Annotated in this window: 13 protein-coding genes and 1 tRNA gene; 5 read left to right on the plus strand and 9 right to left on the minus strand. The window is 72.0% G+C overall.

The features are described from left to right. Positions 1 to 15 precede the first annotated feature (15 nt). Entirely contained in the window at positions 16 to 945 is a 930-nt protein-coding gene (locus P0Y31_RS06420) for a TIGR03560 family F420-dependent LLM class oxidoreductase (RefSeq protein WP_275867507.1), read from the minus strand. A 127-nt stretch (positions 946 to 1,072) separates the two neighbouring features. Here P0Y31_RS06420 and P0Y31_RS06425 point away from each other — a divergent pair, with 127 nt between their 5' ends. Then, the gene (locus P0Y31_RS06425) at positions 1,073 to 2,356 is read left to right on the plus strand and encodes a class I SAM-dependent methyltransferase (RefSeq protein WP_275867509.1); all 1,284 of its coding nucleotides are present in this window, start codon (positions 1,073 to 1,075) and stop codon (positions 2,354 to 2,356) included. Next, entirely contained in the window at positions 2,353 to 3,174 is an 822-nt protein-coding gene (locus P0Y31_RS06430) for a DUF1295 domain-containing protein (protein ID WP_275867511.1), read from the plus strand. Before P0Y31_RS06425 ends, P0Y31_RS06430 begins: the two co-directional genes overlap by 4 nt. Before the next feature lie 36 nt (positions 3,175 to 3,210). Here P0Y31_RS06430 and P0Y31_RS06435 read toward each other — a convergent pair whose 3' ends face one another. The 4 genes from P0Y31_RS06435 to arfB form a co-directional block, all read right to left on the minus strand. Continuing rightward, entirely contained in the window at positions 3,211 to 4,746 is a 1,536-nt protein-coding gene (locus tag P0Y31_RS06435) for an ATP-dependent DNA ligase (protein ID WP_275867513.1), read from the minus strand. A 9-nt stretch (positions 4,747 to 4,755) separates the two neighbouring features. Then, positions 4,756 to 5,871, minus strand: coding sequence for an alanine dehydrogenase (gene ald, locus P0Y31_RS06440; RefSeq protein WP_275867515.1), 1,116 nt, complete (start codon positions 5,869 to 5,871; stop codon positions 4,756 to 4,758). Between the two features lie 141 nt (positions 5,872 to 6,012). Continuing rightward, on the minus strand, positions 6,013 to 6,369 hold the full coding sequence (locus P0Y31_RS06445) for a TraR/DksA C4-type zinc finger protein (protein ID WP_275867517.1): 357 nt from the start codon (positions 6,367 to 6,369) through the stop codon (positions 6,013 to 6,015). Beyond that, positions 6,359 to 6,817, minus strand: coding sequence for an alternative ribosome rescue aminoacyl-tRNA hydrolase ArfB (gene arfB, locus P0Y31_RS06450; protein WP_275867519.1), 459 nt, complete (start codon positions 6,815 to 6,817; stop codon positions 6,359 to 6,361). Before arfB ends, P0Y31_RS06445 begins: the two co-directional genes overlap by 11 nt. A 234-nt stretch (positions 6,818 to 7,051) precedes the next feature. On the opposite strand from arfB, the gene P0Y31_RS06455 reads away from it, so the two are divergent. Then, positions 7,052 to 9,805, plus strand: coding sequence for an immune inhibitor A domain-containing protein (locus P0Y31_RS06455; RefSeq protein ID WP_275868887.1), 2,754 nt, complete (start codon positions 7,052 to 7,054; stop codon positions 9,803 to 9,805). Between the two features lie 89 nt (positions 9,806 to 9,894). Here P0Y31_RS06455 and P0Y31_RS06460 read toward each other — a convergent pair whose 3' ends face one another. After that, the gene (locus P0Y31_RS06460; RefSeq protein WP_275867521.1) at positions 9,895 to 11,265 is read right to left on the minus strand and encodes a transaminase; all 1,371 of its coding nucleotides are present in this window, start codon (positions 11,263 to 11,265) and stop codon (positions 9,895 to 9,897) included. 204 nt (positions 11,266 to 11,469) lie between these two features. After that, a tRNA-Leu gene (locus tag P0Y31_RS06465) sits at positions 11,470 to 11,557 on the minus strand. Positions 11,558 to 11,707: 150 nt separating this feature from the next. On the opposite strand from P0Y31_RS06465, the gene P0Y31_RS06470 reads away from it, so the two are divergent. Continuing rightward, a complete protein-coding gene (locus P0Y31_RS06470; RefSeq protein WP_275867523.1) occupies positions 11,708 to 13,057 on the plus strand; it encodes a M20/M25/M40 family metallo-hydrolase in 1,350 nt (449 codons plus the stop codon). Between the two features lie 48 nt (positions 13,058 to 13,105). Here the strand turns inward: P0Y31_RS06470 and P0Y31_RS06475 are convergent, their stop codons facing one another. Continuing rightward, the gene (locus tag P0Y31_RS06475; protein WP_275807686.1) at positions 13,106 to 13,291 is read right to left on the minus strand and encodes a DUF5703 family protein; all 186 of its coding nucleotides are present in this window, start codon (positions 13,289 to 13,291) and stop codon (positions 13,106 to 13,108) included. Positions 13,292 to 13,330: 39 nt separating this feature from the next. On the opposite strand from P0Y31_RS06475, the gene P0Y31_RS06480 reads away from it, so the two are divergent. Continuing rightward, on the plus strand, positions 13,331 to 13,657 hold the full coding sequence (locus P0Y31_RS06480; protein ID WP_275867525.1) for a primosomal protein: 327 nt from the start codon (positions 13,331 to 13,333) through the stop codon (positions 13,655 to 13,657). A gap of 7 nt (positions 13,658 to 13,664) precedes the next feature. Here the strand turns inward: P0Y31_RS06480 and P0Y31_RS06485 are convergent, their stop codons facing one another. Next, positions 13,665 to 14,603: an aldo/keto reductase gene (locus tag P0Y31_RS06485; protein WP_275867527.1), complete on the minus strand. Its 939-nt coding sequence runs from the start codon at positions 14,601 to 14,603 to the stop codon at positions 13,665 to 13,667. Positions 14,604 to 14,611 lie beyond the last annotated feature (8 nt).

The raw sequence follows: 14,611 nt of genomic DNA on the forward strand, positions 1-14,611 counted from the left end.
CCGACAGCCTAGGGGTCAGGTGACCTTCGGCATGACCAGCTCGGCCACCGCCGCCAGGTGGTCGAGGTCCGAGAGGTCGAGCACCTGCAGGTAGAGCCGGGACGCCCCGGCCCGTGCGAAGGCCTGCACCTTCTCGAGGACCTCCTCCGGCGTGCCGGCGAGGCCGTTGGCGCGCAGCTCGTCGGGGTCGCGCCCGATCGCGGCGGCCCGCTGGCGCACGGTCGCCTCGTCCTCGCCGAGGCACAGCACCTGGGCCGCCGAGAGGACGAGCGTTGCCGGGTCGCGTCCGTGCTCGAGGCAGGCCTGCTGCACGCGCTCGAAGAGTTGCGCCGTCTCCCCGGCGGGCTGGAAGGCGGCGTTGAACTCCGCGGCATACCGGGCGGCGAGGGCAGGAGTGCGCCGCCGTCCGGCGCCGCCGATGATCACCGGCACACCACCCTCCTGGACCGGTTTGGCGAGCGCGGGTGAGTCGGTGACGGGGTAGAAGCGCCCTTCGTGCGTGAAGGTGCGGCCCACCGGCGTGCCCCACAGGCCGGTGATGACGGCGAGCTGCTCCTCGAGGTGGTCGAATCGCTCGCGCACGTCGGGGAACGGGATGCCGTAGGCGGTGTGCTCGGCCTCGAACCAGCCGGCCCCGAGCCCGAGCTCGACCCGGCCGCCGCTCATCTGGTCGACCCCGGCGACAGTCACGGCGAGCGGACCCGGCAGCCGGAAGGTCGCCGACGAGACCAGCGTCCCCAGCCGGATGCTCGAGGTGTCCCGGGCGAGCCCGGCCAGGGTGGTCCAGGCGTCCGTGGGGCCCGGCCCGCCGTCACCGCCCATGTGCAGGTAGTGGTCGGAGCGGAAGAAGCCGGCGAAGCCGAGGTCCTCCGCCGCGCGGGCGACGGCGAGGAGGTCGTCGTAGGTGGCGCCCTGCTGGGGCTCGGTGAAGACGCGCAGTTCCATGGCGACCACGGTAGAAAGCCAGTGGGGGTTCGGCAGCACGGGGTCTCCCATCCACGGGTGGCCGCCGCTGCGAACACCTCCTGCCGGGCGGGATGTCCGGCCTGCCGTCGAACCGGGAAGGGGCCCGATGACCACCACCGCAGAGCACACCACCACGGCCGCAGGGGTCGCAGACCGGGTGGCCTCTCTGGTCGAGCCGCTCTTCGGTGGCACGCTCCCGGTGAGGCTGCGCGCCTGGGACGGCACCCTGGCGGGGCCCGAGGAGGCGCCGACGGTGGTCATCGCCTCGCCCGACGCGCTGCGGCGGCTGGTGGCCCGCCCGGGGGAGCTCGGCCTCGCGCAGGCCTACGTGACCGGCGAGCTCGACCTCGAGGGCGACCTCCTCGACGGCCTGCGCCGGGTCTGGTCCACCGTGCGCGCCGGTGGCACGCGAAGGCCCGGCCCGGGCGACCTCGTGGCCGCCGTGCGGCTCGCCGGCGACCTCGGGGTCCTCGGGCGGCCGCCGGCGCCACCCGCCTCGCAGGCCCGCCTGCGGGGCCGCCTCCACTCCAGGGTCCGTGACCGCGACGCCATCGCGCACCACTACGACCTGTCCAACGACTTCTACTCCCTCGTCCTCGACCCCCACATGGCCTACTCGTGCGCCTACTGGACCTCCGACGACCCGGGCTACGGCATCGAGGACGCGCAGCGCGACAAGCTCGCCCTCGTCTGCGACAAGCTCGGCCTGGGACCGGGCAGCCGGCTGCTCGACATCGGCTGCGGGTGGGGCTCGCTGAGCCTCTACGCCGCCGAGCACGTCGGCGCCCACGTCACCGGGGTGACGATCTCGGCCGAGCAGAAGGCCTTCATCGACCAGCGGGTGGCCGAGCGCGGCCTCGGTGACCGGGTGCAGATCCGGCTGCAGGACTACCGCGACGTGCCCGAGGCCGGGTTCGACGCCGTCTCCTCGATCGAGATGGGCGAGCACGTGGGCGACCGGCAGTACCCCGTCTACACCCGCGTCATCCACGACCGCCTGCGCCCCGGCGGCCGGGCCCTCATCCAGCAGATGTCGCGGCGCACCAAGCCCGGCGGGGGCCCCTTCATCGAGGCTTTCATCGCGCCCGACATGTCGATGCGACCGGTGGGGGAGACGGTGGCGCTCATCGAGGACGCCGGGCTCGAGGTCCGCGACGTGCACTCGCTGCGCGAGCACTACGTGCGCACCGTGCAGGCCTGGTACGACACCTTCGAGGCGAACTGGGACCGGGTCACCGCCCTGGTCGGCGACGAGGTCGCGCGGGTGTGGCGTCTCTACCTGATCGGTGGCGCGCTGGCCTTCGAGGAGGGCCGGATGGGGGTCGACCAGATCCTGGCGGTGCGCCGCGGCCCCCGCGGTGAGAGCGGTATGCCGGCGGTGCGCCGGTGACGGCCGCGTCACCGGCCGACGGGGGTGCCTTCGAGTGGGGCGACCTCCTCGCGATCTTCCCCTGGACCGCGGGCGCCGTGGTGCTGGTGCTCGGCCTGGCGTTCGTCGCGGCGCTGCGTCAGGGGAAGCACGCGGTCGTCGACGTGGCGTGGGGACTCGGCTTCGTGGCGGTCGCGCTGGCGGCCTTCCTCGTCGGGGACGGCGACCCCGCGCGGTCGTGGCTCACGCTCGGGCTGACGGCCGTGTGGGGGCTGCGCCTCGCCGGGCACATCCACCGCCGCTCGCGGGGCAAGGGCGAGGACCCGCGCTACGAGGAGCTGCTGGCCAGGGCTCCGGGCAGCCGAACCGCCTTCGCCGTGCGACGCATCTACCTCACCCAGGGCGCCGTCATGTGGTTCGTCTCCCTGCCGGTGCAGGTCGCGATGGTGCAGCCGGAAGCACTCGGCGTGGTGGCGTGGCTGGGCGTCGTCGTGTGGGCCGTGGGCCTCTTCTTCGAAGGGGTCGGCGACTGGCAGCTCGAGCGGTTCAAGGCCGACCCCGCCAACAGGGGCAGGGTGCTCGACACCGGCCTGTGGCGCTACACCCGCCACCCGAACTACTTCGGCGACGCCTGCGTGTGGTGGGGCCTGTCGCTCATCGCCTTCGACGCCTGGCCCGGCATCCTGTTCGTGCTCTCGCCGGCGTTCATGACGTGGAACCTCGCCAAGGGCACCGGAGCAGCGTTGCTGGAGAAGGACATCGGCGACCGCCGTCCCGGCTACGCCGAGTACGTGCGCCGCACCAGCGGCTTCGTCCCGTTGCCCCCGAGGCACGGCTGACACCCGGGCGCCTGGGGTGTCAGCGGCGCCGACCGGTCAGGTGCGGCCGGCGACCGCCCGCACGGTCTCGACGGTGTCGGCCTCCTCGGCGCTCTTGTCGTCGCGGTAGCGCAGCACCCGGGCGAAGCGCAGCGCCATGCCACCGGGGTAGCGCGACGAGCGCTGGACGCCGTCGAAGGCGATCTCGACCACCTGCTCCGGACGGACGTGCACGACGTGCCCGCTGCGGCCGGTCTCGAGCCCGAGGAACCGCTCGGTCTGCCAGGCGAGCATGGCGTCGGTCATGCCCTTGAAGGTCTTGCCCAGCATGACGAAGCCGCCGGTCTGAGGGTCGCGGGCCCCGAGGTGGATGTTGGACAGCAGACCCTGCCGCCGCCCCCTGCCCCACTCGACCGCGAGCACCACGAGGTCGAGGGTGTGCCGCGGCTTGACCTTCACCCACCCGGCGCCCCGGCGTCCCGCGGCGTAGGGAGCGTCGGCGTCCTTGACCACCACGCCCTCGTGCCCGGCCGACACCAGCTCGTCGAAGAAGCCCTGCGCGGCATCGGGGTGCTCGGCCCACAGCCGCGGCACGAGCAGCCGGGGCGGCACGACCGCCTCGAGCCGGCTGAAGCGCTCCCTCGCGGGCTGGTCGATGAGGTCCTCACCCTCGTGGTGCAGCAGGTCGAAGAAGAAGACGCTGAGCGGCACCTGGCGCCGCAGCTCCTCGACGTCCTTGGAGCTCATGGTGCGGGCGGCGGTGTCCTGGAACGGAAGGGGACGTCCCGCGTCTCCGAGCGCGATCGCCTCCCCGTCGAGCACCAGCACCCGCCCGTCGAGCGCGAGGGCAGCCTCGACCACCTCGGGCACCCGTTCGGTGATGTCGTCCAGGCTGCGGGTGAAGACCCGCACCTCGTCGCCGAGGCGGTGGGCCTGGACCCGTATGCCGTCGAGCTTGCCGTCCACCACCGTCGCGCCGTCGGTGCCGGCCTGCCCGACCGCAGCGGGCACGTCGGGGGCGGAGGCCGCCAGCATCGGCCGGACCGGCCTGCCGACCTCGAGCCCGATCGCCGCGAGGGCGGCGGTGCCGCCGGTGAGGGCGGCAGCGGCGACCGGGCCGGCGTGGCCGGCGAGCATCACCGCGCGCCGCACCGCCGACTCCGGCACGTCCGCTGCGAGCGCGATGGCCTGCAGGGAGACGCCGTCGAGGGCGCCCTGGCGCATCTCGCCGGTGATGAGGCGGCGCAGCCAGTGCTGCTCCTCGACGGTGGCGCTGCCGAAGAGGTCCCGGAGGGCGGCGGACCTCGTGGTCGCCGAACCGGAGCCCGCGACCGCAGCCAGGGCGCTGAGCGCGGTGTCGGTGTCCGCCAGGCTCAGTGACGGCTGCACTGCCGGTGCCGGCAGGTCGGCCAGGCCCCGCCACCCGACGCCGACCCGACGCTGGGGGAGCACCCCCGAGAGCCAGCTCGCGGCCGTGGCGACCTCGTCGGGGTCGCACCGGCGCAGCACCTGGGCGATGACCTCGGCCTTGCGCACCCGTGACCTCGTCGAGGCCACCGCGGCGGAGGCATCGACGAGGTCACGCAGCAGCACCGGGCAGCCTCAAGCCAGGACGCTGTCGAGGGTGACCGACTCCATGCCGTGGGCCTCGGCCACGGGTCCGTAGGTGACGGCCCCGTCGTGCGTGTTCAGGCCGAGCGCCAGTGGGCGGTCGTCGCGCAGCGCCTGGCGCCAGCCCTTGTTCGCCAGCGCCACGGCATACGGCAGGGTCACGTTGGTGAGGGCGTAGGTGGAGGTGTGCGGCACGGCGCCGGGCATGTTGGCCACGCAGTAGAAGACCGAGTTGTGGACCATGTAGGTCGGGTCGGCGTGGGTGGTCGGCCGCGAGTCCTCGAAGCAGCCACCCTGGTCAATCGCGATGTCGACGAGCACCGAGCCAGGCTTCATCCGCGAGACCTGCTCGTTGGTGACGAGCTTCGGCGCCTTGGCGCCGGGCACCAGCACCGCGCCGATGACCATGTCGGCGTCGCTGATCGCACGCTCGATCTCGTAGGTGTTGGAGGCGACCGTCTGGCAGTGGCCCTGGTAGAGGAAGTCGGCCTGGCGCAGCTTGGCGATGTCGCGGTCGAGCAGCAGCACCTCGGCCTGCATGCCGAGGGCGATGGCGGCGGCGTTCATGCCCGAGACCCCGGCGCCGATGACGACGACCTTGGCCGCGTAGACGCCGGACACCCCGCCCATGAGGATGCCGCGGCCGCCCTGGGCCCGCATGAGGGCCTGGGCGCCCACCTGCGGCGCCAGCCGGCCCGCGACCTCCGACATCGGCGCGAGCAGCGGCAGGCTGCGGTCGGTCAGCTCGACCGTCTCGTAGGCGATGCCGGTCACCTTGCGCTTGACGAGCTCCTCGGTGAGGGGCTTGTCGGCCGCGAGGTGGAGGTAGGTGAAGAGCGCCTGGCCCTCACGCATCCGGTGGTACTCCTGAGCCACAGGCTCCTTGACCTTGAGGATGAGATCGCCTGTGCCCCAGACGTCGTCGGCCGTGTCGAGGATGGTCGCCCCCGCGGCGACGTAGTCCTCGTCGAGGATGGAGGAGCCCACGCCCGCGTCCTTCTCCACGAAGACCTCGTGGCCGTGCAGCACGAGCTCGTGGACGCCGGCCGGCGTGATCGCCACCCGGTACTCATGGTTCTTGACCTCGCGGGGGATCCCGACCTTCATGGCCTCTCCTCAAGTCGACGTTGACTGCCCGAAGCGTGCTGCACGGGTCTGACGCCACTCAACCAGATCAGGAGGCCTCGCGCGGCGGGTCCCCCCAGCTCGCCCCTGCCTGCGCCCCGAGGGAGCGGACTGCCCGGTCAGTCAGGCGCAGCCGACGCACGTGCGGGCCACCGGGCGCGCCTCGAGCCGTTCACCCGGGATGGCCTCGCCGCACCGTTCACAGATGCCGAAACTGCCCGCCTCCAGCCGGGCGAGGGCCTGCCGCACGTCGGCGAGGTGGCGTTCGGCCTGCCGCGCCAGGGCGGCGATCTGGGAGCGCTCGAAGGCGATGGTGGCACCCTCCGGGTCGTGCTCGTCGTCGGCGTTGGAGTCGGCGGACGCCGCGACCACGCCGTCGAAGTCGCGCCGGAGGGCCTCGAGCCGGGCGCTGGTCTCGGCGAGCTCGGCCTCGAGGCGGTCGGCGACGCCCCGCGCGCCAGTCGGCCGGTCACTGCTCACGCCGGACCCGACCTCTTCCCGACTTGACCTCGCCCCGAAGCCGTTTGGCCTCCAGCCGTCGGCGCTGGGAGCCGCGTGTGGGGCGGGTCGGCCGTCGCGGCGGGGGCGGGGGAGCCAGGCCCTCGCGCAGGAGCGCCACCAGCCGGTGGCGGGCGGCGGCGCGGTTGCGCAGTTGGGACCGGTGCTCCGAGGCCGTGACGACCACCCGACCCTCGACCAGCCGGGGCCCCAGGGCCTCTCCGAGACGGCTGCGCTGGGTCTGCGTGAGCGCTGTCGAGGCGCCGAGGTCGAAGAGCAGCTCGACGCGGCTGTCGGTGGTGTTGACGCCCTGGCCGCCCGGCCCCTGTGACCGGCTGAACCGTTCCACGAGCTCGTCTGCGGGGATGACGAGGCCCTGCGGCAGCCCGGGACCGGGCGGCACGCGCAGGTCGACGCCGGCGACGCTCATGCCCCCCATTCTCACGCACCCCGGTGCGTCGGCACCCGAGCTGCCGGCTTCGCAGCGAAACTGGGTCTTCCCAACGCTGGCCCCGGGGGTGCATCATGCGGCCCACGTGCCCTCGATCAGGACACGTGGGTCCCTCGACAAGGACGTCGGGGGCGACATGAGGGGAACAGCATGACTCAACGCAGGATCGCAAGGTCGCGCAGAGTCGCCGCGGCGGTCGTACCCACGATCGCCATGGTGGCAGCAGGAGTCGCGACAGCAGGGGCGAGCGGTACCGCAACAGCGGCCAGCACGCCCGCGACGGACGCGGCCACGGCCGACTCCGGGTACTACATCAACTACGTCTCTCCCCGCGCGGAGAAGGCGTTCGGCACCGACATGAAGGTGACCAAGGGCGGCACGGCAGCCCAGCAGCGCGGCGACGCCCTGGCACGGGCGATGAAGGTCGACCGCAAGCACGCCAAGGGCAACCCCGTGACGGCACGCGAGCTGGCCAAGCTCGAGGCCAGGGCCATCAAGGAGGGCACGAGCCCCAAGGCCATCAAGAGCCAGTACAAGGGCGCGAAGGCCACCCAGGTCGCCAAGCTCCTCACGATCCTGGTCGAGTTCAACGAGCAGGCCAACGACGACTTCAGCGGGGTGCAGGTGCCGACCGAGTTCGGCGCGACGACCTGCAAGCCGGGCTCGGTCCAGAACGGCCCGCTGCACAACAACCTCCCGAACCCGGCGGACGGCGAGCAGCCCGACAACAACTCGATGTGGGTGCCGAACTTCTCCTCCGAGCACTACAACACGATGCTCTACACCAAGGAGGGCATCACCGAGCGCGTGCGCACCGACCTGACGGGTCCCGACGGCCAGCCCGGCATCGACATCTCCGGCTACACGATGAAGAACATGTACGAGGAGATGTCCAAGGGCGCCTACACCGTCGACGGGGCGGCCACCCCGTGGGTCAAGGTCGACCACTCCGAGGCCTACTACGGCGCCACCGTCTGCCACAAGAACGACGAGGGTGTCTACGAGGCCGGTGCCATCCAGGACATGCAGGGCCACCCCGACAACCCGCTCGGCCCCGGCCAGCTGCCGATCGACGCGGTCGCCTCCCTGGCCAAGGCACAGCCGAACTTCCCCTGGGCCGACTACGACGTCGAGGACCAGGGTGACCTCGACGGCGACCAGAACTACTACGAGCCCGACGGCGTCATCGACCACGTCGTGCTCGTGCACGCCGGTGCGGACAAGTCCGGCGGCGGCGGCGCGGAGGGCACCTACGCCCTCTGGGCCCACTCCTCGGCCGTGGCCGGGGGCGCCCCGATCCCCGGGACGGACCTGCGGCTGTCGAACTACATCGTCCAGCCCGAGGACTCCGGCGTCGGCGTCTTCGCGCACGAGTACGGCCACGACCTCGGCCTCCCGGACCTCTACGACACCTCCGGTGCCGCGGACTCCGACGTCGACTTCTGGGACCTGATGAGCTCCGGCTCGCACTCCGGCCCGATCTTCCAGTCGATGCCGACGCACATGGGCCTGTGGGACAAGTGGGTCCTCGGCTGGGCCGACCCGGTGCAGGTCAACCCCGGCGACGACCCGCGCACGGTCGTCGTGGGCCAGAACTCGCGGCCGCTCAAGGGCACCGCGGACGGCGTCAAGGTCAACCTGCCCACCAAGACCGTCACGCTCGCCGCTCCGCACAGCGGGCAGAGCATGTGGTACTCGAGCGCCGACCAGGCATGGGCCAAGAACTCGCTGACCCGTGATGTCTCGGTGCCCGCCGGCTCGACCGACGCGAAGTTCTGGATGTGGAACAACTTCCACATCGAGGAGGACTGGGACTACGGCTTCGTGGAGGTCTCCACCGACGGCGGCTCCAGCTGGACCGAGCAGAAGGTCTACAACGAGGCCGGCACCGAGGTGTCGACCAAGGACGACTACGCCGACCCCAACGGCCGCATGGCGGACTACGGCGGCAAGAAGTATGGCCTCACCGGCGCCAGCGCGGGCTGGCGGCACGACTACGTCGACCTGACCTCGTTCGCGGGCACGACCATCAAGGTGCGCCTGCTCTACGCCACCGACGCGGGCTTCGAGGACTCGGGCTGGTTCGTCGACGACCTCGCGCTGACCAACGGGTCGGCCACGGTCTGGAGTGACGACGCCGAGGCCAACAACGGGTGGACCGCGACCGTCGGCACGTGGGTCGACACCACGGGCACCGGCTGGGTGCTCGACAGCGGCACCTCGAGGAACGCGCAGTACTACCTGGTCGAGTGGCGCAACTTCGACGGCTTCGACAAGGGCCTGCAGTACGCCTACGACACGACCTACCAGGCCGGCGACGGCTCGTGGAAGGTCGAGAAGATCAAGTACAACGCCCCGGGTGCGCTGGTCTGGTATCGCGACACGTCCCTCGGCAACGTCAACCACGTCACGTCCAACTCGACGTCCCTGCCGAGTGCGGGCGCGAAGGGCGGCCTGCTCATCGTCGACAGCCACTTCGACCCGCTGCGCCGCACGGGCGCCGCGGCTGCCCTCGACCCGAGCACGCTGAAGAACCTGCCCTCACGCCCGCAGTCCTCGAACGCCGCGTTCGGCCTCCAGCCGACCTACGCGTTCAAGGAGTGCGTGGTGGACGCCGAGTACAACGAGGCGTGCAACACCCACGGACCGCAGGCTCCGGTGAGCACCTTCACCGACAACAAGGGCTGGTTCCCGGGTCTGGAGTTCCGTGGCGGCGGGCTCTTCTGGCGCGACATCGACGCCTCGGTGGTCGTCCCGTCGAAGGACAACGCGGCGTACTCCACGCGGATCGTCAACCCCGACGGCAGCCCGGCCACCGGGCTCTACGGGTACGACCTCGGCTTCACCAAGCTGGGCACCGGCAACCCCGCCGACTCGGGCGTGGGCTACGGCACCTCGGTGCAGGTGGCCAAGTCGCTGTTCGGCAACCAGGCGGCGCAGATCAAGATCACGCCGCCGACCCCGTGAGCCAGGCTTCGGCCTGACTGACACCAGAGGCGCCGGTCCCCGTCAGGGGGCCGGCGCTTCGCCGTCGCCGGCACCACCACGCAGGAGGGCTATCCCGGGTCGGCGCTCGAGCGCAGAGCCGAGAGCAGCTCCTCGAAGACGCCGAGGTAGGTGTCGACGTCGGCGGCGGTGTGCTCGACCGAGACCGTCGGACCCAACCACCAGCCGGACTCCCAGACCCCCCGGTTGGCGAGGTAGAGCCTGATCAGCGAGCGGAGCTCGGCGTCGTCCACCTCGCGTGCGCGGGCGCCGCTGGTCGGAGGCACCGGGGCGAAGAAGTATGACGCGTGGGCTCCGACCTGGTTCACGCTCCAGGGGAGGGCGGTGAACAGCCGCCGGAGCCCGCCAGCGAGCCGGTCGCCGAGCGCGCTGGTGCGGGTGAACGCCGCGTCGGTGAGCACCTCGGTCAGAGCTGCCCGAGCCGCGGCCATCGACAGTGCGTTGGCGAACAGCGTGCCTCCCGTGGCGACCTCGCCCACGACGGTGCCGGCCGCCCAGGGTGTGTCCGCCCCCCGGAGCAGGGCTGCGACCGGCTCGGTCATGCCGTACGCGCCCAACGGCACGCCACCGGCGATCGACTTGCCCACCGTGACGAGGTCGGGCTCGAGTCCCCAGAGCCGGGTCAGGCCGCCGTGGGCGCACACCAGCGTGTGGGTCTCGTCGAGGCACAGCAGGGTCCCGCTTGCCCGCGTCAGCTCGCGCACCGCGTCGTGGAAGCCAGCTTCCGGGAGGAGGAACCCGGCGTTCGTCATCGCAGGCTCGGCCAGCACCAGTGCCACGTCGGCCGGGGACAGGGCTCGCTCGAGCGCGGCGACGTCGTTGAACGGCACGACGCGAGCGTGGTGGGCCACGTCGCCGGTCAGGCCGCGGAACTCCGGCACCACCCGGCCGCCCTCCTCGACGACCAGCGCAGGGTCGAAGTGGCCGTGGTACTTCCCGTCGAACATCACCAGGACCTCACGACCGGTGAGTTCCCGTGCCAGCCGCAGCACCTCGACGTTCGCCGTTGTCGCCGAGAGGGTGAACTGCCACTGGGACAGGCCGTAGCGACGTGCCAGCTGCTCGGCGACGACGACGGCATCCTCGCCGGGCAGGAGGAACTGGGTGCCCTTCTTGACCTGCTCGGTCACCGCGCGCACGACCGCCGCTGGTGCATGACCGCAGAACGCGCTGTGGTCGCCGACGAAGAAGTCGAGGTAGGTGTGGTGGTCGACATCGGTGAAGTGGGCACCGCGACCACTCTCGACCCAGACGGTGGGGTGGTCGTAGAACTCCGCCATCCAGGCCATCGGGACGCCTTGGGGCATCGTGGCCCTCGCCTGCTCGGTCAGTGCCAGGCTGCGCGGGCGTGCCTGGGCGAAGGTCCGTCGCTCGGTTTCCGCCAGCTGCCGCGCCCGTGCGGTGGAGACACCCGTCGACATGTGGACCTCCAGGGGTGGGTCCTGAACCTGCGGACGACAGCCCCCGCTCTGCCGGTGAGCCGCTGCCGGACGCGGCACACCGCCCGGGCGAGCACTTCCTCCCGGCAATGCTACTGCGGCCCCCCACCTGCTCCCATGGTCCGCCGGTATGCCGGAGAGCCGGGGAACGCGCAAGGCCCCCACCGTGGTGGGGGCCTTGCGATGTGGTGTCCGGAGGGGGACTTGAACCCCCACGCCCGATAAAGGGCACTAGCACCTCAAGCTAGCGCGTCTGCCATTCCGCCACCCGGACGAGGTGGTCAGCCAGCACCTTGGGGAGTGCCTGCCGCGCGCCGGAACGATAGCACGCACCCGGCCGCATCTCCGAACTGGCCGACGCGGCATACCGAACCTCGCCCGGCGGTGCCCCCGACGACGACTCGGCACTGCCTAGGGTGGGCCCATGACGCAGCCGACGACGCAGTCCACCACCGCACCTGCTGGCCCGGCCGACGAGGTCGTGCGCCTCTGCCAGGAGCTCATCCGCATCGACTCGACCAACTTCGGGGACGGGTCGGGGCCGGGGGAGCGCGAGGCCGCCGACTACGTGGTGGCCCGCCTGCTTGAGGTGGGCCTGGAGCCCACCGTGGTCGAGAGCGAGCCCGGGCGCACCAGCGTCGTGGTGCGCCTCGAGGGAGCGGACCCCAGCCGGCCGGCGCTGTGCCTGCACGGACACCTCGACGTCGTGCCGGCCAACGCCGACGACTGGCAGGTCGACCCGTTCAGCGGTGAGCTGCGCGACGGCTGCGTCTGGGGCCGGGGTGCCGTCGACATGAAGGACATGGACGCGATGATCCTCGCGGTGGTGCGCCACCTGGCCCGCACGGGCACCAAGCCTCCGCGGGACCTCGTGGTCGCCTTCTTCGCCGATGAGGAGGCCGGGGGAGTCTTCGGGTCCCACTGGGTGGTCGACCACCACCCTGAGCTGTTCGACGGCGTCACCGAGGCCATCAGCGAGGTGGGCGGCTACAGCGTGACCGTGCCGTCGGCCGACGGCGGTGAGCCGAGCCGGGCCTACCTGCTCCAGACCGCGGAGAAGGGCATCGCGTGGCTGCGGCTGCACGCACGCGGCCGGGCCGGCCACGGCTCGGTGCCCAACCACGAGAACGCCATCGTGCGGCTGTCGGAGGCGATCGGCCGGATCAGCGCCCACCGGTGGCCCCGCGAGTACGTCGCCTCGGTGCGCCAGCTGCTCGACGGGCTCAGCGAGCTCACCGGGGTGCCCTACACCGACGAGGACCCCGAGGCGCTGCTCGGCCACCTCGGGGGCGCGCAGGGCTTCGTGCGCGGGACCCTGCAGGACACGGCCAACGTGACCATGGCCTCCGCCGGCTACAAGCACAACGTCATCCCGCAGTCGGCCACCGCAGCGGTGGACTGCCGGTTCCTGCCGGGCCACGAGGAGGCGCTCATGGCGACCATCCGCGAGCTGGCCGGTGAGCACGTCGAGGTGGAGGTGGTGCACCGCGACATCGCGCTCGACGCCCCGTTCGAGGGCCCGCTGGTCGACGCGATGAAGGGGGCCCTGCTCGCCGAGGACCCGGACGCCACGGTGCTGCCCTACTGCCTGTCCGGCGGCACGGACAACAAGGCCCTCAGCACGCTGGGGATCACGGGCTACGGGTTCGCGCCGCTGCGGCTGCCGACAGACCTCGACTTCGCGCCGATGTTCCACGGCATCGACGAGCGGGTCCCGGTCGACGCCCTCGAGTTCGGCTCGAGGGTGCTCCTGCGGCTCGTCCAGACCTGCTGAGCCGGCCCGGCCCGGGGGCCCCGGCTCAGGCAGTGCGCGTCGCGCGGGTCACGCGGTGCGGGTCGCGCGGATCACCCGGCGTCGCAGCCAGGTCCGCTTCACCCCGCCGAGGTAGATGCGCGTTCGGTGCAGCTCCCAGTGGCCGTACTCCGCATGGTCGGCCAGCGTCTGGCGGATGTCCGCGCGGGAAACGTCTGGGGTGAACCTCAGCACCCGGTACTCGTACTCAACCATCGCCCGCCATTGTCCACCAAGACCCGCTACGGTCGAGCCATGACGTCGGACCCGCGCGCCGCACTGGCAACGCTGATCACCGCCCTGGAGCGCCACCTCGAGGCCTCGGCGTCGAAGCGGGGGGAGGAGGACCCCACCGTGGTCGCCGCCTTCGAGGACGTGGCCGACGCCTTCGAGGCCTACGACGACGCCCTGCTCGCCGCCTACGGCGAGATGACGCCGCTGACCGTCTACGACGAGGACGAGATCGACGACCACTACGAGGACGAGGACGGTGACGAGAGCATCTACTCCGGTCTCGACGACGAGGAGTACGACACCGACGAGGACGAGGACGAGGAGGAGCCCGAGCGGGCCCCCCGCTGACCTCTGCTCAGGCGGACACCTCGTCGAGCGCGGCCACGAGCTCCTCGGGCAGGTCGAGGCTCTCGCTGGCCAGCGAGGTCTTGAGCTGGCTGGTGGTGCGCGCCCCCACCACGGGGCTCACCACGCCCGGCCGGTCGCGGACCCACGCCAGGGCGACCTCGGCCGCGCTGACACCCAGACCCTGTGCCGCGATGGCCAGCGCCTCCACGATGCCGGCGCTGCGCTCGTCGAGGTAGCGCGCGGTGAACCGGGGGAAGTCACGGGACGCCGCCCGTGAGTCGGCCGGTATGCCGTGGCGGTACTTGCCCGTCAGCACGCCGCGTCCCAGCGGAGACCAGGGGAGGATGCCGAACCCGAGGGACTGGGCGGCTCCGAGCAGCTCGTGCTCGGCCGACCGGTTGACCAGGGAGTACTCCACCTCGTTGGCCACCAGCGGCACCCGGGCCTGCTCCAGCAGCGAAAGCGCCCGCGCACTCTGCCAGCCGGAGTAGTTCGAGACCCCGACGTAGCGGGCCCGGCCGGTGCTGACCGCCCACTCCAGGGCGGACAGCGTCTCCGTGAGGGGCGCCTCGTCGCTCCAGGTGTGCACGAGCCACAGGTCGACGTGGTCGGTGCCCAGCCGTTCGAGCGAGGTGTCGAGCTGGTTCAGCAGGCTGAAGCGGGAGGTGTCCACGACCCGTGCGCCCGAGCGCCGGGAGATGCCCGCCTTGGTGCAGACGAGCACCTCGTCGCGGTCGACCTCCTCGTCGATCATGCGACCGAGGAACTCCTCGGCTGCGCCGTCGGAGTAGCCGTGCGCGGTGTCCACCAGGGTCCCGCCGGCCGAGAGGAAGGTGCGCAGCTGCTCGCTGGCGGTCTCGTAGTCGGTGTTGCGGCCCCACGTCATCGTGCCGAGGGCCAGGCGGGAGACCGAGAGGCCAGAGGTCCCCATTCGTCTGCGGCGCATGGCACCGC

Origin of the sequence: Knoellia sp. 3-2P3, assembly GCF_029223115.1 — a bacterium.
GTDB lineage: Bacteria > Actinomycetota > Actinomycetes > Actinomycetales > Dermatophilaceae > Pedococcus_A.